This window comes from Micromonospora sp. NPDC047557 (assembly GCF_043205095.1).
GTDB lineage: Bacteria > Actinomycetota > Actinomycetes > Mycobacteriales > Micromonosporaceae > Micromonospora.
Genome location: NZ_JBIDDK010000018.1, coordinates 79478 through 98595 on the forward strand (window position 1 = coordinate 79478; position 19118 = coordinate 98595).

A 19118-nucleotide genomic window follows, 5' to 3' on the forward strand; every position below is an offset into this window, starting at 1 on the left:
CAGTCGTCGCCGGACAGATCCCATCGCTTTCCCCGTTCAGCTCAAGCAGGTGCCGGTGCGCGGAAACTGGATCCACGCCACTCATAGGCGCAACGAGACAGAGCGCGGCGCGGCATGGGTGGAACTACCGAAAGCGCATGGATGACTACACTTCGTCACCGAAATCACGGCGAAGTCGTCCGCAGCTGGATGATGTGAGGCCAGGGCCAGCGGACCCGCGTGACCCGTCCCGGCTTGAGCCGGACGCTCCCGAAGTGCTCCCCGGTGTGTAGCCATCCGGCCCCGCCGTGGGTCTGATCTGGTTGATCAAGCCCGGGCGGGACCGGATGTCCCTGCGTGCTGCTGGCGACTGCCGTCAGGCTGCGGCGATCTGCGTGGCCGCCTTCACGCACCGCCGGCGAGGCCGGCGCGAGCAAGGTGGTGGCCGAGCGCCGGCCGTCAACGGGTCAGGCCGACCAGCGTCGCCAGTCGCGCCACGCCGGCCGGCGCCGGGTGCCCCCGGGCAACCTCGGCGATCACGGTACGCGCCAGAGGCCGGCACCGGACCTCGGCCGGTGCGACGCTGTCCGCGTCGACAAGGGCGCGTGCCGCCCCGCGCAGGTCGCCAATCTGGAGGTACGCCCGCGCGGCATCCACCAGGTACGCGCCCCGATACTCGGCAGGCAGCCGCCGCCATGCCTCCCGCCGCACCACAGTCGAGTGCCGTTGTAGCGCCTCGTCTGAGGCACCCCGCTGCGCCGCCAGCAGCACCCGCGCCAGGTCGACGACGACCGGCCCGAAGCTGGTGCGGTGCTGATCGTCGTACCCCCGAAGGTTTGTGGCGACCCCCGCGGCCCGCTCGGTCAGCTCGTCGGCGCGGCGGTGCTCGCCGCAGCCGCCGGCGGCGAGCGCGGCCTGGACCAGCAGCGTCCCGCCCACGGCCCACTCCCCCGGCGACCGCTGCGGCCGGACGCGGTTCGCGGCGGCGAGCGTCGCGGCCAGGGCGAAGCGGTCGCGGCCTGACGCGCGCAGCGCCTGGCCGACCGACACGGCCGCCGTCGCCGCGAGCGCTGGGTCGTCGGCGGCGGCGCCCATCGCCCGATCGGCGGCCAGCCAGGCGAGGTCGGCCTCGCCGAGCTTCACCAGCAGCGACGAGGCGATCCGGTACGCCTGCACCAGCAGCTCCGCCGATCGCGCGCCCTGGGCGGCGTCGAGCAGAGCCGGCAACAGGCGCACCAACTGCCCGTAGTGCGCGTGCTGGTACGTCAACCAGGCGTGCCCGACCTGCCGTCTCAGCTCGTCCGTCTGTGGTGGAGCCTGCGGGGTGTCGTAGCGGGCGAGCGCGGCCCGGATGTCGTCCACGCCGTCCGGCGTGCCCGCCGGGGTGCTCCGCGGCTGACCGAGTAGCACCTCCGGGTCGACCCGGAGGACGTGGGCCAGGTCCTGGATCACCGAGTACCGGTCCAGGGGGCGGACACCCCGTTCGATCTTGTCGACCCAGCTCTTCGACCTACGCAGCCGGTCGGCCAGCATCTGCTGGGTCATCTGCCGCCGCACCCGCCAGCTCGCCACGCGGCGGCCGATAGGGATGTCATCGCTGGTCACGCCGCCACCGCCGGTCCGGGACCGCGCGGGTCGTGTCCTCCACGGGTACGCGGTCCGCCTCGGCCTGGGCCAGGAGGCGCTGCTTGGCCGCCTCCCGCTCGGCAGCTTCACCCTTGTTCTCCGGAGCGTTGTCATCCTGGCCGCTCATCCCCGCCTCATCCGGTAAGGGCGCGGCCGTGCTCGGGATCGACCACCGCCGCGCCAGGTCATCGGGACGCGGTCACGTCCCAAACCGGACAGTAGGGCGGATTGGTGATGCGGTGATTACTGGCAGTTATGCGGCCAGGTTGATTCCGATGCGACCGGCGAGCAGACGCAGGTCGTCGGGGATGGCTCGGCGCTGGGCGCGCTGGGCTAGGGTCACCACGGCGTCCCGGGCGAGGGGGTTGATGGCGAACGGAATCGGCGCGGCTCGCTCGGCCTGCACGAATGCGGCGAGAGCCTCAGCATCCCGGCGACCGCCGTCCGCCAGCGCTCGCCCAATGTCGAGCCAGTACGACAGTTGGCGGTTCGATGCCTTGAGCACCTGCGGCCGTATCGTCCGGGACAGCTCAATCACTTTGCCCGGCTCGCCCTGCTCAGCCGCGATGGACATCTTCCAGAGCCCGACGTTGGTCGGCCCGAAGCAACACCCGTTGAAGCCACCACCGTCGGCTGGATCTCCCAGGCTCTCGGCCTCACGCGTGGCCTCTGCGAGGTGATCCCGAGCCACATCGGCACGTCCGTCCACGGTCGAGGCCAGCGCAGCCATGAGGTGAAGCTGACCGAGCATTTGGCGCACCCGGATGTCGGAGGCGTCCCCCTGTAGCTCCACCAGTGATCGGTCAGCGGATCTGGCCGCCAAGCGCGCGGACTCGATTGGCAGGCTCTGCGCGTAGACGAACCGAGAAGCACCCAGCCACGCTCGATCTTCGACGTCCTCGGCAGCGGACACGGATACCCGAGCGGCGTTGAGGGCCAGGTGGCGGTAGCCGAGGTGTCGAATGCAGGTAGAGGCCAGGTAGGCGACCTGGGCGAGCGTCGTCCCGCCCACGGCGGCGGCTTCGAGCAGCAGCGCCGGGAGCATCCGCGCCATAGCCGGGTAGTTGCACGAATTGCGGAGCTGATCGGCTCGGGCGATCTCGGCTGCCAGGCGTTCCGCTGTGTAGGTCGAAGGGCGACGCTCTCCGTCCTCGATCTCGATCAGAGCCGACCAGATCGCGGGCACACACTCGGCGGCGCCCTCGCGAGCCGGGTCGCCGGACTCCGTACCCTGGCCTAGCAGGTCGGCCACCGTGACCTGGAGTGCGGCAGCGAGAGCAACCAGAGTGGAGCGACGATCGATCGGCTTCCGGCCCGACTCGACCTGCGACACGTACGACTGGGTAACGCCAGCGAGGCCAGCGAGAACGGCTTGGGTCATGCCACCACGACGCATCCGCCAGTACTTGATCCTGGCACCGATGGTGTCCGGCTTCTTCACCATGCTTACCCCACCTCCACGTAGAGGCCCGGATTGCGGCGTACTCCACAGGGCTGGACGCTACACCCGTAGAGCGTCGCATCGGTGACGCTGAGTGCCGGGGATACATCTAGCTTGTCCTCGTCGCGCCGGCGCTGCCCAATCTGCGGCGCCGTGCTCGTGAGCACCACGCTGGCCCTCTTGTCGGCGGGTCAGCGGTTCAGCGCACTTCGAAGGATGCCGTGACGTGAGACGGACACATCAACTGCACCGCGTCGAGCTGCTTTCAACTCGGCACCGAGATGCCAGGTTGAATGACGATGGGTGCAAATGCTTGAAGCTATGCCGCCAGGTTGATGCCGATGCGGCCGGCAAGCAGGCGCAGCTCGTCGGGGACGGCGCGGCGTTGGGCACGCTGCGCCAGGGTCACCACAGCGTCGCGGGCGAGCGGGTTGATAGCGAACGGAATCGGCGCGGCTCGCTCGGCCTGCACGAATGCGGCTAGGGCTTCGGCATCCCGCCGACCGCCGTCGGCCAGCGCGCGACCAAGGTCGAGCCAGTAAGACTGCAGGCGAATCGAGGCTGCGAGCGCCTGCGGTCGGACCGTCCGAGACAACTCGATGACACGTCCGGATTCGCCCTGCTCAGCGGCGATGGACATTCTCCAGAGCCCGACGTTGGTTGGTCCGAACCCGCAGCCGTTAAAGCCAGCCCCGTCGACCGGATCTCCAAGCGTTGCCGCCTCGCGGGCCGCCTCCGCAAGGTGATCGCGAGCTACGTCCAGACGACCGGTCACCGTCGATGTCAACGCGGCCGAGAGATGAAGTTGTCCGAGCATCTGTCGCACCCGCTCGTCGGCGGCGTCGGCTTGCAGCTCGGTCAGTGAGCGGTCGGCGGCACGGGCCGCGACCGATGCGGATTCGATCGGCAGGCTTTGCGCATAGGCGAAGCGGGAGGCCGCGATCCATGCCGAGTCTTCGGTGTCCTCGGCGACCGTTCCGGCGAGCCGGGCGGCGTTGAGGGCCAGGTGACGGTATCCGAGGTTCCGCAGGCAGGTGGCGGCTTGGTAAGCAACCTGGACGAGGACGGAGCCGCCTACGGCGGCGGATTCGAGCAGCAGGCCGGGGAGCATACGAGCCATCGCGGGGTAGTTGCACGAGGTGCGTAGTTGCTCGGCGCGGGCGATATCGGCCGCCAGGCGATCGGCCGTGTAGGTCGACGGGCGGCGCTCGCCGTCCTCGATCTCGATCAGAGCCGACCAGATCGCCGGCACGCACTCGGCGGCGCTCTCGCGGGCCGGATCACCGGACTCGCTGCCCTGACCGAGCAGGTCGGCCACAGTGACCTGGAGCGCGCCAGCGAAAGCCACCAGAGTGGACCGGCGATCGATGGTCTTCCGCCCCGACTCAACCTGCGACACATACGGCTGGGTGACACCAGCGAGCCCCGCGAGAACCGCCTGGGTCATGCCGCCACGGCGCATCCGCCAGTACCGGATCCTGGTACCGATAGTGTCTGGCTTCGTCACCATGCCTTCGCCCGCTCCCAGGTAGAGGACCGGGACAGCCGCCACGCCCTGCTATCCCCGCATATTGGACGGTACACCGACCGAGCGTCCAAGTGATGGCGCTAAGTGCCCCGAGAAGCCTCGCCCCGGGAAGAACCTGGCCACCGCCACCGAGTGCGGCGCCGCGCTGGCGATGAGGGATATCCTGCTTGGGGCATGAGATAGCGATCTTGTCCGAGAATGATGCACGCAGAGTGGAGGTGGGCGCCGATGTCCGCGGATGGCCCGCTGCCCGGGAAGAATCCGCGGTTGCCCCCGACGCCCAGCCTTTCAGAGTACGAGTTCGAGGACTTTACCGAGCGCCTGCTCAGTGCGAGTAGATTCTGCCCGGGGTCGGCTCGTCGGGCGACCCGGGTGGAGCGTTGGGGCCGGCGAGGCGACTCTCAGGACGGCGTCGACTTCGAAGGTGAATACAGCGACGGAAAGACCGCCGCTTGGCAGTGCAAGCGATACGACAAGCTGACGCCGGCAGACGTCCGGGAAGTCGTGCGCGTCTGCACCTTTCAGGCTGACGAGTACTACCTGGTGTTCTCCGGCGAGGCATCGCGCGACGCCAGAAAGGAGATCAAGAAGCACCCCAAGTGGCAGCTACTTGATCAGCGTGCCCTCGGACGCATGTTGGACGATCTCCCCTTGCATAAGCGACGGGACGTCCTTGATGCGACGTGGGACAGGCCGACCCGACAGTTCCTTCTTGGTGTTCCCGGCACCGACGCATTTCTCAGTCTCGACACCTTTGTTGCAGATCGCATGAAGGAAGACGCGCCGCTCAACGACCGTGGACCCCGCATCGGACGCGACGCCGAGCTCGCCGCGCTACGGACTGCACTCGACCGATCAGCGGACTTCCCGACGGTCATCGTTGTTGCCGGCCCCGGAGGCCGCGGCAAGACGCGTTTGCTCACTGAAGCATTGGCAGAGTTCGAGCAGGCCAACCCTCAGGTTCCGGTGGTCTGCCTTTCGCCCGGACGCAGCCTTGACCAAGCAGCAATCGACGAACTTCCGCATACACCGGCCGTCGTGCTGGCGGACGACGCACACCGGGACCCGGCCGCCCTTGCAGCGCTGCTCACCTACGCGCGCCTGACGGAGGGCACGCAGGTTGTCCTCGGCTCCCGGACGTCCGGGGTCGCCGCCGTGCAGGCCGAGATCATCAACGCCCGGTTTGCGCCGGCTCAGGTCGAGACGATCCCGGTCGAGGAGCTGAGCCGGCGGGACGCACGCAAGCTGGTCGCCAGCATCGCCGACGGCCTCGATCTGACCTTGGCGGCGCAGGAGTACTTCGCCGGCCAAGCCGTTGACTCGCCTCACGTGGCGGTCATCGGCGTCAACCTGATCCGTAGCGGCCGGTTGACAGCGCCCCTGAAGGCCGATGACGCCCTTCGCCAGCAGGTTCTCGCCCGGTACCAGGAGGTTGCCACCGGCGAGCTGGAAGGCGTACCGAACCGCACCGTGCGACGAGCACTCGCCGTCATCGCGGCTCTCGGCCCCATCGACGACACCGACGACAGACTCCGCACAGACATCGCCCGATTTGTCGACTTGGACATGGGCGACCTGCTGCGCCTCTGCCAGAGCTTGCAAGATCGCGGTGTCCTAGTCACGCGCAGCGGACTGACCCGCGTAGTCCCCGACGTGCTCGCGGACGAAATCTTGGAGACCGAGGCCGCAGTCGGGCGCCACGCGACCGGCTTCGCTCAGCAGCTGTGGGAGGCCTTCGGCAGCCCTTCCGACGACCGGCTCGTGACCACGCTCGCGGAACTCGACTGGCGGCTCGTTCGACGGCACGGGCCATCGGTCATCGGGCCGATTTGGGAGTCGGTGGCGGACCGGCTCCGCAATGCCGAACCCGTCGAGTTGCATCGAGCGCTTCGTGGGCTTCGCAACTTGGCGAGCACTCTGCCAGTTCCGTTCCTGACAGTGCTCGAGGAACTCCGGGTCCGACTGCAGGAACATGACCGAACAGTCGGCGATGCTGCAGCCGCGCACCCGTTCTTCGACGGAACTGAGAACTCAAGGGACGTTCTCTGGCTCATGCCCGAGCTGTACGGGCAGTGCGCCGCCAGCGCCCCAGCGACACTCGAGACGGTCCTCGACGCGCTGTGGTCGCTGTACCGCGATGACTCACGGCCACCGAACCAGTACCCGGGCCATGCTGTCCGGGTCATCGAGGACCGGCTCGCGAGCATCGGCGACATGCTGGACCCGTCGTTCCCTCCGCGGATCGTGGCGTGGGTCGACAAGCAGCTCGCCCAGGCGACCGACCCGCGGCACGCGACGCCGATGTTCGCGCTACGTCCCCTGCTCGCGAAGGATGGCACCCGGACCGTCGCGGAAACCCGCCGACGCATTTCACTCCGCCCGTACGCCGTATCGGCGACATGGGCACGCCCGATCCGAGACGCGATCCGATCAACGCTTCTCCGGCAAGCGAGCGGGACCGACCTGCGCCGAGCCGGGGAGGCTGTTCGCCTCCTCGGCACAGCGGTCCGTCAACCGGCAGGTTCGGCCAACCGGGAAGTGACCATGGAAGAGGTTCTCGGTTGGGAAGAGGACGATCTCGCCACGCTGACGACTTTGGAGACGGCGGCTGTTTCCACCGGCAGCGCCGTGATCCGCCGACTGATCCGCCACGAGATCGGTTGGACAGCCGAGCACGCTCGATCGGTACGTGTTCGCCATGCTGCTCTGAGTCTCGTGACGTCGCTCGACAACCGGGACGACGACCTGGCAGAGGTCCTTCTGAGCACGTTCCGAGGCTTCCCGACCCGGCGCGGAGTGACGGTTGCAACGCTCGATGAGCTACGGGCAGCGGAAGCAGCGCGAGCCGCCCGTGAAGCCGGCATGCCGCAGGACGAGATCGATGCAGAACACAGCGAGCAGCGCCGAGTCAGGATTGAGGAGCGGACGGCGATGCAGGAGCGCACAGTCGCGCAGGTCGTCACGCGGCTTACGTCCGACAGCATCCCTGAGTTGGTGCGAGCGCTCCGCACCTCCGCGGTAGAGGCCGAGCTGGCCGCACCTAGGCCACCTACGCTGTGGGGCGTCTGGCGGGAGTTCGCCAAGCAGAGATCCGATCTCATACCTCACGTGGTTCGGGAGATCGCCGACGGACCTGCGTCTGTCCTCGACCAGAGTCTGCATCAGCTGCTGGATGCCTGGGCCGACTACGACGCGACCGGTCTACTCGCTTGGCTGGCTGACGCTTCCAGCTGCCGCATGGACGTGCGTCTAGCCATCGGCAACGCCTTCGCCACGTATGCCTGGACGGACCGGGGGGCACCCTTCGAGCAGATCCACCGCGAGGGCATAGCGGAAGCCGAGCCTGAACTACGCAACCGTTTCATCATGGGCAGCCACAAGTTGCTCGCCACCGCGCCCGCGGCGACGGCCCGCCTTCTGCTCAGCGAACAAGCTTCACCGCACGCGCTGACGCATGCACTCGAGAGCGCATGCGGCTACGACGGGCTCAGCTGGGGCCAGACCCAGAGCGACGAAGACGCCTCGGCGATCCTCGACTTGATCAACTACGCAGGATGGGACGACTACGCCGTCCAGCAGATCGCCGCCGGCATAGCACTCACTTACCCACGCCTAGTCCTTGACCATCTCCAGAACCTGCACGGCGACGGCGGCCGCTTGCCGACAGACGTCGATGGCTTCGCGGACGCCTTCGACCGAAACGCCGAGGCGCTCGCGCACTGGGTGGTCGGCCGCGCTCATCACGGCGAAGCCGCGAACGCATCGGTCGTCGTCTCGATCGCCATGGGGAGCGGCATGACGACTACTCAGGCCCAACATCTCGCCGCAGCCGTCGATGAGCTCGACGGTGCCGCGCTCGAGGACACGGTGTCGGCGCTCCGAGACGTCGGCACGTGGCCTCTGCGCCACCCCGACCTGGCCAGGAACATACTCGTCAGGGCACGCCTGTTGAACGGCAACATGGCGACGCGCGTGCTCGCCGACATCTCGGTCGCCATGACGCTCCGCTCGTGGGGCTTCTCGAACGGCATGTCCGACGAGCTCAACAAGGCTCGCGCGGCCGCCGCACAGGCAGCGGCCACTGAGACAGATCCGGACCTCAAAGCAGCTTTCACCGCTGCCGAGTTGTGGTCGGCTACCCATGCCGAGCAGCTTCTTGCCGAAGGTGACGAGAACGATGACTGATCAGCGTGAGGTGTCAGGCTGGCTGGACGTCGACTAGGGCCTGTCCTGCCGATCATGGAACGGTGAGGCAGGACGTCTTGGCTAGAGTCTCGCCGTGGTTGTGGTCAACACGGTTGAGAAGTTCGGCGTGGACGATTTCCTCGAACGCTCATGGGACCTGCCGTCAGAGGTCATCGAGCCGCTGCGCGCGCTTGTCGAGGTGACGCCCGACGGGTGGGTCGTGGACGTGTGGCCCATGACGGGGCAGCTCGCCGTCATCGTGCAGCCCTGGGTCGATGAGCCCATCGATGTCGAGTCGGGTTCCTGGTTCGTCAGCTCTGCCCAAGTCGCTGCTTGAGGCGAGTCATCGGTGTCATCAGAGCCAGATGATGGCGGCGATGAGGACAAGGCTCGCTCGGTAGAGGGATGCGCGTTTGGCGTATCGGGTGGCCAGGTCACGCCACTGCTTGAGGCGGTTGAAGCAGCGTTCCACGACGTTGCGCTTGCGGTGGGTCGCCTTGTCGAAGGCCGGTGGTCGCCCGCCGGTGCTGCCTCTGGCGGCCCGGCGGGCGACCTGGTCCGAGCGTTCCGGGATGACGTGCCGGATTCCCCGTTGCCGTAGCGCACGTCTGGTGGAGTCGTGCGCTTAGCCCTTGTCGGCGATCAGCACATCGGGTCGCTTGCGGGGTCGACCGGGGCCGGGCTCGTTGACGCGGATCGCGTCCAGTAGCGCCAATAGTTGAGGGTTGTCGCCGGCCTGACCTGGGGTGAGCAGGATCGACAACGGCCGGCCACGTCCGTCGACGGCGAGGTGGATCTTCGTGCTCAGTTCGCCGCGGGATCGGCCGATGGCCTCGCCATCTTGCGTACCAGGCGTCGCCGGACTTGTCGGGGAGCCCCCTTTTTGCGGGCGCCAGCGGCATGCTGGTGCGCCCGCACGATCGACGAGTCGATGCTGATCGTCCACTGCACCGGTGCGCCATCGTCATGCACCTGCGCCGCCGCGAGGATCCGATCCCACGTGCCGTCCGCCGTCCACCGACGCAGCCGCTCGTGGCAGGTCGTCCACGGCCCGAACCGTTCCGGCAGGTCACGCCACGGTGCACCCGTGCGCAGCTTCCACAAAATCCCATTGATGACCTGACGGTGATCCCGCCACCGCCCCCGAGCAGCACCCGGCTCCGGCAGCAGCGGCGCGATCACCGCCCACGCCTCATCGGTTAACTCGCCACGACGCACCACCGGCACATCGTCAACGATCAACCGCTACAAGATCGGCAGGACACGCCCTAGCCGAACTGGTACAAAGCCAACCAGTCTCTATGGATCCTGCACCAAGTCTTCAACGCGACGGCATAGCGGCGAACTCATCTCCCGCCGATCGGGCGTTACGTTGAGTAACAGGCGACGCTCGAGGCAGGACCTTGCCGCGTAGCGCGCGCCTGCCGGCCAAGGGCGGCGACGATTGGCCACACCTAGTTACCAATCGCACGCTGCAGCCAAGAGGCGCGCGCTATGCAGCGCTGGCTACTTCCTCCGCCAGTGGCTCGAAGCCCGGCTGAGGAGGTAATACGCGAAGTTGCCTACCACGCCAGCGGCGGCGCTTAGGACAACCCACAGCAAGATCTCACGTAGGTACACGGCATACGCACCTTTCGTCGAGTTACGTATGCCTCCGCACCCGAGCGTGTGTCTACCGCAGTGGACGCTCCCAACGTCCGGCGACCATATTAGCCTGCTACATCAAGTCGCCAACCCCGCTGTGTTGACGAGCGCTGCACGGGTGCACTGATCTGCCGCTGATCGGTGCCAGGGATCGCGCCGTGTCGGGCGAGGAAGGCGGGCTCACGACGCGACGATTATGCAGGCCTTCTCGATGTTCGGCGATTCGGCTCCTGCCGAGACCATGGCGGATGACCGAGACTGGAGCGATGTCTCACGATGTCGGGGGTGCGCCACGAACCCAGGTAGCAGTCACCGCTCTGCTCATCGCCGTCGGCGTGCTCATCCTCTTCGTCCCCGCCGGTGACGAGGGCCGGGTCCTCGTGCCGATCAGCGAAGGTCACGGACTATCCGCCGTAGACGGGGTCGGCGCGACACTGCTGGCGTTGGGCGGCACCTGGCTGGAGGTGCTCGTGGTACGGCGCCTACCGTCCCTCGCCCTGCCCCCACGGGCCTTGTTCGGACTCGGCCTGCTGGCCGGCCTCGGCATGGGGCTCCTGATCGCCTCGGTCTTTTCGGGATTCTTCTGGTGGTGGGCTGTCGGCGCCACCGCACTTGGCGTTGCCGTCCTGGTCCTCGTGCCCCTCACGGCGTGCCGTGGAGGTCGCTGACCGAACGTCCGCTTCTGCCACAATCCGCGTATATTTTTTCTCGAGCGAATTGACATCAACTTCACAGCGCCACGATCGCCGCAGTCTCTGCCGGCAGCTCGATCCGATCCCGCATCACGGTAACCCCCTCGCCCGTGGCCAGGAGCACCCGCCGCGCCACCCCAGGCAGCGACACCCCCTGCCCCCGCCCAGCGAAGTTGGCGACAACCAACGTCTCCCCCCGCCGCATCAGCAGGTACTGGTCCCCGTGCTGCACAGAAACCTCGTGCATCCGAGGATCCGACAGGTCAGCCACCGACCGCCGCAGCCCAATCAACCGCTGATAAAACGACAGCATCGAAGCATGCTCCGGCTTGTCCAGCTCCGCCCAGTCCAACCGCGACCGTACGAACGTCTGCGGGTCCTGCGGATCGGGCACGTCCCCCTCGGGCCACCCGTGCGCCGCGAACTCCCGCCGCCGCCCGGTCCGCACCGCAAAAGCCAACTCCGGCTCAGGATGCGACGTGAAGAACTGCCACGGCGTAGAGGCAGCCCACTCCTCCCCCATGAACAGCATCGGCGTGAACGGCGCGGTCATCAGCAACGTGGCCCCGACCCGCAGCAGCGCAGGCGACAACGAGGCCGACATCCGGTCCCCGGTAGCCCGGTTCCCAATCTGGTCGTGGTTCTGGAGGTAGGCGACCAGCCGATGACCGGGGATACGCGAATCGAGAGGTCGCCCGTGGTGACGGTTGCGGAAGCTGGACCATGTCCCCGCGTGGAAGAACCCGCCCGTCAGCACATCCGAGAGCGTCTCCAGGGAGCCGAAGTCCCCGTAGTACCCCTGCCGCTCCCCCGTCAGCAACGTGTGCAGCGCGTGGTGGGCGTCGTCGTTCCACTGGGCGTGCAGCCCGTACCCGCCCGCCTCCCGAGGGGTGATCAGCCGCGGGTCGTTCAGGTCGGATTCGGCGATCAGGGACAACGGCCGGCCCAGGTGCGTCGACAACGACTCGACCTCGATGGCCAGCTCTTCGAGCAGCGGGATCGCGCGGGTGTCGGGCAGGGCGTGCACGGCGTCCAGGCGCAGGCCGTCGACGTGGTAGTCGCGCAGCCACATGTGCACGCTGTCGATGATGTAGCGGCGTACCTCGTCGGAGTGCGGGCCGTCCAGGTTGACCGAGCGGCCCCACGTGTTGCTCTGCTCGGCGAGGTAGGGCCCGAACTGCGGCGCGTAGGCCCCGGAGGGCCCGAAATGGTTGTAGACGACGTCGAGGATCACCCCCAACCCACGAGCGTGGGCGGCGTCGACGAACCGTTTCAGGCCGTCAGGGCCGCCGTAGGGCTGGTGTGGGGCAAACCAGCAGACGCCGTCGTACCCCCAGTTGTGTTCGCCGTTGAAGGCGTTGACCGGGAGCAGTTCGATCAGGTCGACACCGAGGTTCACCAGGTGGTCGAGGCGGTCGATGGCCGCGTCGAAGGTGCCCTCCGGGGTGAAGGTGCCGATGTGCAGCTCGTAGAGGATGCTGCCGGGCAGTTGGCGGCCCGTCCACGCGCTGTCAGACCACTCGAAGGCGGAGTGGTCGTAGCGGCGGCTCGGCCCGTGCACCCCCGCAGGCTGCCACGGCGAGCGGGGGTCGGGCAGTGCGGTTTCGTCGTCGTTCAGCAGAAAGGAGTAGTCGAGGCCGGCGTCGGGCACCTCGACCTGCCACCAGCCGTCGGCGGCGGCGCGCATCTCGTGGTCGGTGTCGCCGGCCAGGCGCAGCCGCACCCGGCTGGCGTCCGGCGCCCAGACGGAGAATTCGGTCATGAAACGGCCTCCTCGGCAGCGGTGAGAGGAGCCAGCAGAGCGACGGGGTAGTCCGCCAGAAGAGTGTCCAGCGATGTCTCCCCGCCACTGTAGACCCGGCCGGTGAACAGGTCCTTCACCTCGTTAACACCAAGCGACAGGGCTGTGTCGCGCCAGCCGCCGGCGCGCGCCAGCCCCAGCGGCAGGCGGGTCGCCACGGTGATCGCGCCGCCCCTGTCGAACGCCACCACGTGCCGGCCCGCCGGCCCGTGCGCGGGCACCGGCCGGTAGCCGGTGAACAGCTCCGGGTGCGCCCGCCGCAGCCGCAGCGTCCGCGACACGACGAGCAGCTTCGCCGCGCCGTCGGTGTCGACCGGGGGACGCCAGCCGCCGTCGAGCCGTGCCAGCATCTCCCGGCGTACGTCGAAGTCGACCGGCCGGCGATTGTCCGGGTCGACCAGGGAGTTGTCCCACAGCTCGGTGCCCTGGTAGGTGTCCGGCACGCCGGGCATGGTGAGCTGGATCATCTTCTGCCCGAGCGAGTTGCACCAGCCGGCCGGGGTGATGGCGGCGGCGAGTTCGGTCAGCTCGTCGTGCAGGCTCGGGTCGTCGTACATCCGGTCGATGACCGCGTGCATGGCCTGCTCGAAGACCGGGTCCGGGTCCGCCCAACTGGTCGAGGCCGCGGCCTCCCGGGCGGCCTTCTCGGCGTACGCGTGCAGCCGCTCCCGCTCGATCGGCCACGCGCCGACGGCGGTCTGCCAGAGCAGGTGGGCGAACGACGGGTCGGGCAGCGGGGCGTACGCCATCCAGGTTTGGACCTGCTCGGCCCAGCGGTCCGGCAGCTCGCTGAGCACGGCGAGGCGGGCGCGGACGTCCTCGCCGCGCTTGGTGTCGTGGGTGGAGAGGGTGGTCATGCTGGCGGGCCAGCGGACCTGCCGGGCGGCGGCGAAGCGGTGGAACTCCGCCGGTGGCACGCCGAAGTGGGCGGGGCTGCCGCCGACCTCGTTGAGCGCCACGAACCGGGTCCAGCGGTAGAACGCGGTGTCCTCCACGCCCTTGGCCATCACCGCGCCGGTGAGCTGCGGGAAACGCATGGCCAGCTCGTCGTCGGGGTCGCGCAGCCGGCGGGTGACCGCGTCCAGGGCGCCGGTCAGGTCGGGGCGGCGGCGGCCGGCCTCGGAGCGGGCGACGGCCAGGTAGCGGGCGCCGTGCGGCGGGTAGCCGCGATAGACCGGGAAGGCAGCGGCCAGCTCGGCGAGCGCCGCGCGGGCCTGCTCGGTCGGCACCTCGGGCGCGAGCGCGGCGAGGCGGGTCAGCTCGGCGGCGAGCAGCGTGGTGGCGGCGGCCAGCTTCGTGGTGTGGGTCAGGTCCTGCCACGAGGTGTGGCGCCCGGCGAGGCGGGTGTCCAGCGCCGTGAAGTCTCCCTCGGTGTCCGGGTCGACGAACAGGCCGTTGACCGCGGCGAGGGCGTCGTAGCCTGTGGTGCCGTCCACCGGCCAGTCCGGCAGCTCCTCGCCGTACTCCAGGATCTTCTCCACCACGAGCCAGGCGTCCGGCGCGGCTTCGCGCAGCCGCGCGAGATAGCCGCCGGGGTCGCGCAGGCCGTCCGGGTGGTCGACGCGGATGCCGTCGACCTCCCCCGCGGCGGCCCAGCGCAGGATCAGCTCGTGGGTGGCAGCGAACACCGCCGGGTCCTCCACGCGCAGACCCGCCAGGCCCGCGATGGCGAAGAACCGGCGGTACGTCAGCTCGGCGTCCCCGCGCCGCCAGGAGATCAGCTCGTAGTGCTGCCGGTCGTGCACCTCGGTCGCGCTGCCGTCGCCGGTGCCGTCGGCGACCGGGAAGCGGTGCTCGTGGTAGCGCAGCTCGCCGTCGACGAGCTTCAGGTCGTCCAGGGCGGCCGGGTCGTCGGCCAGCACCGGCAGCAGCAGCCGGCCCCGGTTCCAGTCGATGTCGAACCAGTCGGCGTACGACGAGTCGCGCCCCCGGCGCAGCACGTCCCACCAGGCCGGGTTGGCCGGCGGCACGGCGACCCCGGCGTGGTTGGGCACGATGTCGACGACCAGGCCGAGCCGCTTCTCGCGCAGTGCCCGCAGCAGCCGCTGCCGGGCGGCCTCACCGCCCAGCTCCGGGTTGACCGTGCGGTGGTCGACCACGTCGTAGCCGTGCGCGGAACCGGGCGTCGCGGCCAGCAGCGGGGCGCTGTAGAGGTGGCTGACGCCCAGGTCGGCGAGGTAGTCGAGGATGCCGGCGGTGGCGTCCAGGTCGTAGCCGGGACGGACCTGGATTCGGTAGGTGGCCTCGGGAGGGGTGGCCGGCATGTCAGATCATCCTCTCCAACACGACGAGGGAGCGGTCCGGCACCCGGATGGTGCCGCCCGCGCTGATCACCGTGGCGTCGTCGGGCTCGGGTTCGGCCGTGCTGATCACCCGTTCCCACTTCTGGCCGTACTCGCTGCCGGGCATCGTGAAGTCCAGCGGCGCGTCGTGGGCGTTGAAGCAGAGCAGGAACGAGGCGTCGTGGTGTCTCTGGCCGTACTGGCCGCGCTCGCGAATGCCCTCACCGTTGACGAACAGCGCCACCGAGCGGCCGAAGTCGTTGCCCCAGTCCTCGCCGGTCATCTCCCGCCCGTCGGGGGTGTGCCAGGCCAGGTCGGGCAGCGGCTCGTCGCTGCCGCGCCCACCCACCGGCAGGCCGGTGAAGAACCGGCGGCGGCGGAACACCTGGTGCCGCTTGCGGAACTCGGTGAGCGTACGGACGAAGTCCAGCAGCTGCTCGTCGACGTTGTCCCAGTCGATCCAGGCCAGCTCGCTGTCCTGGCAGTAGGCGTTGTTGTTGCCGTGCTGGGTGCGGCCCAGCTCGTCGCCGTGGCCGATCATCGGCACGCCCTGCGAGAGCATCAGGGTGGCCAGGAAGTTGCGCCGTTGCTTGGCCCGCAGGGCGAGCACCGCGTCGTCGTCGGTGTCGCCCTCCACGCCGCAGTTCCAGGACCGGTTGTGGCTCTCGCCGTCCCGGTTCTCCTCGCCGTTGGCCTCGTTGTGCTTGTCGTTGTACGACACCAGGTCGTTGAGCGTGAACCCGTCGTGGACGGTGACGAAGTTGATGCTGTGGAACGGGCGGCGGCCGTCGTCCTGGTAGAGGTCGGCCGAGCCGGAGATCCGCGAGGCGAACTCGGCGAGGGTGGCGGGCTCGCCGCGCCAGAAGTCCCGCACGGTGTCGCGGTACTTGCCGTTCCACTCGGTCCACAGCGGCGGGAAGTTGCCCACCTGGTAGCCGCCGGGGCCGACGTCCCACGGCTCGGCGATCAGCTTGACCTGGCTGACCACCGGGTCCTGCTGCACCACCTCGAAGAAGGTGGAGAGCCGGTCCACCTCGTAGAACTCGCGGGCCAGGGTGGCCGCCAGGTCGAACCGGAACCCGTCGACGTGCATCTCGGTCACCCAGTACCGCAACGAATCCATGATCAGTTGCAGCGAGTGCGGGCTGCGGACGTTGAGGCTGTTGCCGGTGCCCGTGTAGTCGACGAAGTAGCGCCGGTCCTCCTCGCTGAGCCGGTAGTAGCTGGGCGCGTCCACGCCCTTGAAGCTCAGCGTCGGCCCGAGGTGGTTGCCCTCGGCGGTGTGGTTGTAGACCACGTCGAGGATGACCTCGATGCCCGCCGCGTGCAGCGCCTTGACCATGCCCCGGAACTCCTGCACCTGCTGCCCGAGGTGGCCCAGCGCCGAGTAGCCGTGGTGCGGTGCGAAGAAGCCGATCGTGTTGTAACCCCAGTAGTTGCGCAGGCCCAGGTCGACGAGGCGGTGGTCGTGCACGAACTCGTGCACCGGCATCAGCTCGATCGCCGTCACCCCGAGCCGGGTCAGGTGCTCGATCATCGGCGGGGAGGCGATGCCCGCGTACGTGCCGCGCAGCTCCTCCGGGATGTCCGGGTGACGCATGGTCAGCCCGCGCACGTGCGCCTCGTAGATCACCGAGTGGTGGTACGGCGTACGCGGCGGCTTGTCGTTGCCCCAGTCGAAGTACGGGTTGACCACCACCGACTTCGGCATGAACGGCGCCGAGTCGCTCTCGTTCATCCGCTCCGGGTCGGCCATGTCGTAGTCGTACACCGCCGGGTCCCACGTCACGTCACCGTCGATGGCCTTGGCGTACGGGTCGAGCAGCAGCTTGTGCGGGTTGCAGCGCAGCCCGTTCGCCGGGTCGTACGGCCCGTACACCCGGTAGCCGTAGCGCTGCCCCGGCTCGATGCCCGGCAGGTACGCGTGCCAGACGTAGGCGTCCACCTCGCGCAGCTCGACGCGGCGCTCGGCGCCGGTGTCCCACTCGTCGAACAGGCACAGCTCGATCCGCTCGGCCACCTCGGAGAAGATGGCGAAGTTGGTGCCCATCCCGTCGTAGGTGGCGCCCAGGGGATACCGCTCGCCCGGCCAGACCTGCATGTCGCTCCTTCAGACCATGGTCATGTGCGCACCGCGCCACGAACGCGCCGACGACAGAGCCGCCCGCGCGCACGCCGGTATTGCCCTGCGCCCCGGTGCGCCAATCCATCCTTTCAGGCGATGACCGGAATCCACCTGTCTGATGCGCGCTACACCCTCAGGTGTTGTCCGTCACCATGGACGCTTTCAAGGTGCGTTCCGGGGCCCGATGCCTTTTGCTTGTCGGGGGACACGCGTCCGCGCGCGCCTCACTCGGCCCTCGGCCACCCTTTCCACCTCTCACTCCGCCGCCACTGATGCCGGCGCGCACCACCATGCACGGACGGAGATTGATGTGACGACCCTGCGGGTCGATGAGCAGCTCGCTGCCACCAAGGACCGGACCCACCGGCCCACCCTGACCTCCCGGCCGCAGCTTCCCGCGCAGCCCGGCCCGTCCGCGCAGCCCGGCGCGATCGTGCCCGCGCACTCCGGCCCCGGGGTGCCGCCGCAGACCCGTCGCATCCTCATGCTGTCGTGGGAGTACCCGCCGGTGCTCGTCGGCGGCCTCGGCCGACACGTGCACGCCCTCTCCGTCGCCCTCGCCGCCGCCGGCCACGAGGTCACCGTCGTCACCCGCCACGCCGAGGGCGCACCCCTGGAGGAATACGCCGACGGCGTGCGCATCCTGCGCGCCCCCGAAGACCCCGTCACCTTCCCCCTCGCCACCAGCTCCCTCCTGGCCTGGACGATGGCCTTCAACCACACCCTCACCCGCACCGCCCTGCGCGCCACCCAGGCCGGCGCCTACGACGTCATCCACGCCCACGACTGGCTCGTCGCCCACACCGCGATGACGTTGCGCGACCACCTGGACATCCCCCTCGTGAGCACCATCCACGCGACCGAGGCAGGCCGGCACCAGGGCTGGCTGCCCGAGGAGATGAACCGCACCATCCACGGCGTCGAGCAGTGGCTCAGCAGCGAGTCCGGCCGGGTGATCGTCTGCTCCGGCTACATGCGCGACGAGGTGGGCGCGCTGTTCGGCGTACCGGCCGAGCGCGTCGACGTGGTCGCCAACGGCGTCGAGTCGCACCGCTGGAAGGTGCCGGCGCGGGACGTGGCCGGGGCGCGGGCCCGGTTCGCGGGGGACGGCCCACTGGTCACCTTCGCCGGCCGGCTCGTCTACGAGAAGGGCGTGCAGCACCTGATCGCCGCCCTCCCCCGGCTGCGCGAGCGGCACCCCGGGCTGCGCGCGGTGATCGCCGGCGACGGCCCGTACCGCGCCGAGTTGGAGGCCGAGGTGCACCGCCGCGGCCTGGGCGACATGATCACCATGCCGGGCTTCCTGGGCGGCAACGACCTGCCGGCGCTGATGGCGGCGTCGGACTGCTTCGCGGTGCCGAGCATCTACGAGCCGTTCGGCATGGTGGCCCTGGAGGGCGCCGCCGCCGGAGCGCCCCTGGCCGTCGCCGCCACCGGCGGTCTCGCCGAGATCGTGGAGCCGGGAGCGACCGGGATGACGTTCCGCCCGCACGACCCGGACGGGCTCGCCGACGCCGTCGACGAGCTGCTGTCCGACCGCGAGCGGGCCCGCGCCATGGCCCGCCGCGCCCGCCGGATGGTCCACGACCAGTACGGCTGGACCGCGATCGCCCAGCGCACCGCCGCCAGCTACGCCGCCGCCATCGCCAACGACGCCGCGTTCACGGCCGAACGCGCCGAGCAGCGCATGTCCCAGGGCCGGACCCTCCCGGCGCTGCCCCAGGGCAACCTGCTCGCCGCCGCCGGCCTGCGCTGAGCTGCCTCTTGATCGACTCGGTTTCCTTGAAGTCGGGGTGTCCCTGTGCCGGGGACGCC

11 protein-coding genes and 1 pseudogene are annotated in these 19118 nt (G+C 69.2%); 4 read left to right on the plus strand and 8 right to left on the minus strand.

Annotation, left to right across the window (positions count from 1 at the left end; all coding sequences use genetic code 11):
• Positions 1-438: 438 nt before the first annotated feature.
• The 4 genes from ACGGAQ_RS29525 to ACGGAQ_RS29540 form a co-directional block, all read right to left on the minus strand.
• Positions 439-1584 carry a helix-turn-helix domain-containing protein gene (locus ACGGAQ_RS29525; RefSeq protein WP_393054823.1) on the minus strand — a complete coding sequence of 382 codons (1146 nt, stop codon included), beginning with the start codon at positions 1582-1584 and terminating at the stop codon, positions 439-441.
• Positions 1571-1732, minus strand: a complete 162-nt coding sequence (locus ACGGAQ_RS29530; RefSeq protein WP_393054825.1) for a hypothetical protein — start codon at positions 1730-1732, stop codon at positions 1571-1573. Before ACGGAQ_RS29530 ends, ACGGAQ_RS29525 begins: the two co-directional genes overlap by 14 nt.
• Positions 1733-1858: 126 nt before the next feature.
• Entirely contained in the window at positions 1859-3049 is a 1191-nt protein-coding gene (locus ACGGAQ_RS29535; protein ID WP_393054827.1) for a helix-turn-helix domain-containing protein, read from the minus strand.
• Between the two features lie 316 nt (positions 3050-3365).
• Positions 3366-4556: a helix-turn-helix domain-containing protein gene (locus tag ACGGAQ_RS29540; protein ID WP_393054901.1), complete on the minus strand. Its 1191-nt coding sequence runs from the start codon at positions 4554-4556 to the stop codon at positions 3366-3368.
• A 246-nt stretch (positions 4557-4802) separates the two neighbouring features.
• Here ACGGAQ_RS29540 and ACGGAQ_RS29545 point away from each other — a divergent pair, with 246 nt between their 5' ends.
• Positions 4803-8759: a restriction endonuclease gene (locus tag ACGGAQ_RS29545; RefSeq protein WP_393054829.1), complete on the plus strand. Its 3957-nt coding sequence runs from the start codon at positions 4803-4805 to the stop codon at positions 8757-8759.
• A gap of 94 nt (positions 8760-8853) precedes the next feature.
• Entirely contained in the window at positions 8854-9096 is a 243-nt protein-coding gene (locus ACGGAQ_RS29550) for a hypothetical protein (protein WP_393054831.1), read from the plus strand.
• A gap of 18 nt (positions 9097-9114) precedes the next feature.
• On the opposite strand, the pseudogene ACGGAQ_RS29555 reads toward ACGGAQ_RS29550, so the two are convergent.
• Positions 9115-9977, minus strand: a pseudogene (locus ACGGAQ_RS29555) (IS5 family transposase).
• A gap of 692 nt (positions 9978-10669) precedes the next feature.
• Here ACGGAQ_RS29555 and ACGGAQ_RS29560 point away from each other — a divergent pair.
• The gene (locus ACGGAQ_RS29560) at positions 10670-11071 is read left to right on the plus strand and encodes a hypothetical protein (RefSeq protein ID WP_393054833.1); all 402 of its coding nucleotides are present in this window, start codon (positions 10670-10672) and stop codon (positions 11069-11071) included.
• Positions 11072-11132: 61 nt separating this feature from the next.
• On the opposite strand, the gene treZ is transcribed toward ACGGAQ_RS29560, so the two are convergent.
• From treZ to glgX, 3 genes are read right to left on the minus strand one after another with little or no spacing between them, the layout of a single operon-like run.
• Positions 11133-12857: a malto-oligosyltrehalose trehalohydrolase gene (treZ, locus tag ACGGAQ_RS29565; RefSeq protein ID WP_393054835.1), complete on the minus strand. Its 1725-nt coding sequence runs from the start codon at positions 12855-12857 to the stop codon at positions 11133-11135.
• Positions 12854-15160 carry a malto-oligosyltrehalose synthase gene (gene treY / locus ACGGAQ_RS29570; RefSeq protein ID WP_393054837.1) on the minus strand — a complete coding sequence of 769 codons (2307 nt, stop codon included), beginning with the start codon at positions 15158-15160 and terminating at the stop codon, positions 12854-12856. Before treY ends, treZ begins: the two co-directional genes overlap by 4 nt.
• Position 15161: 1 nt before the next feature.
• A complete protein-coding gene (gene glgX, locus ACGGAQ_RS29575) occupies positions 15162-17279 on the minus strand; it encodes a glycogen debranching protein GlgX (protein WP_393054839.1) in 2118 nt (705 codons plus the stop codon).
• Between the two features lie 334 nt (positions 17280-17613).
• Between glgX and ACGGAQ_RS29580 the strand changes: the two genes are divergently transcribed.
• Positions 17614-19059: a glycosyltransferase family 4 protein gene (locus ACGGAQ_RS29580; RefSeq protein ID WP_393054841.1), complete on the plus strand. Its 1446-nt coding sequence runs from the start codon at positions 17614-17616 to the stop codon at positions 19057-19059.
• Positions 19060-19118: the final 59 nt, after the last annotated feature.

What these genes read in the sequence shown, in the direction of transcription:
- ACGGAQ_RS29530 (WP_393054825.1), bottom strand. Translation starts at nt 1,732, where the DNA reads ATGAGCGGCCAGGATGACAACGCTCCGGAGAACAAGGGTGAAGCTGCC.
- ACGGAQ_RS29535 (WP_393054827.1), bottom strand. Translation starts at nt 3,049, where the DNA reads ATGGTGAAGAAGCCGGACACCATCGGTGCCAGGATCAAGTACTGGCGG.
- ACGGAQ_RS29540 (WP_393054901.1), bottom strand. Translation starts at nt 4,556, where the DNA reads ATGGTGACGAAGCCAGACACTATCGGTACCAGGATCCGGTACTGGCGG.
- ACGGAQ_RS29545 (WP_393054829.1), top strand. Translation starts at nt 4,803, where the DNA reads ATGTCCGCGGATGGCCCGCTGCCCGGGAAGAATCCGCGGTTGCCCCCG.
- ACGGAQ_RS29560 (WP_393054833.1), top strand. Translation starts at nt 10,670, where the DNA reads ATGTCTCACGATGTCGGGGGTGCGCCACGAACCCAGGTAGCAGTCACC.
- treZ (WP_393054835.1), bottom strand. Translation starts at nt 12,857, where the DNA reads ATGACCGAATTCTCCGTCTGGGCGCCGGACGCCAGCCGGGTGCGGCTG.
- treY (WP_393054837.1), bottom strand. Translation starts at nt 15,160, where the DNA reads ATGCCGGCCACCCCTCCCGAGGCCACCTACCGAATCCAGGTCCGTCCC.
- glgX (WP_393054839.1), bottom strand. Translation starts at nt 17,279, where the DNA reads ATGCAGGTCTGGCCGGGCGAGCGGTATCCCCTGGGCGCCACCTACGAC.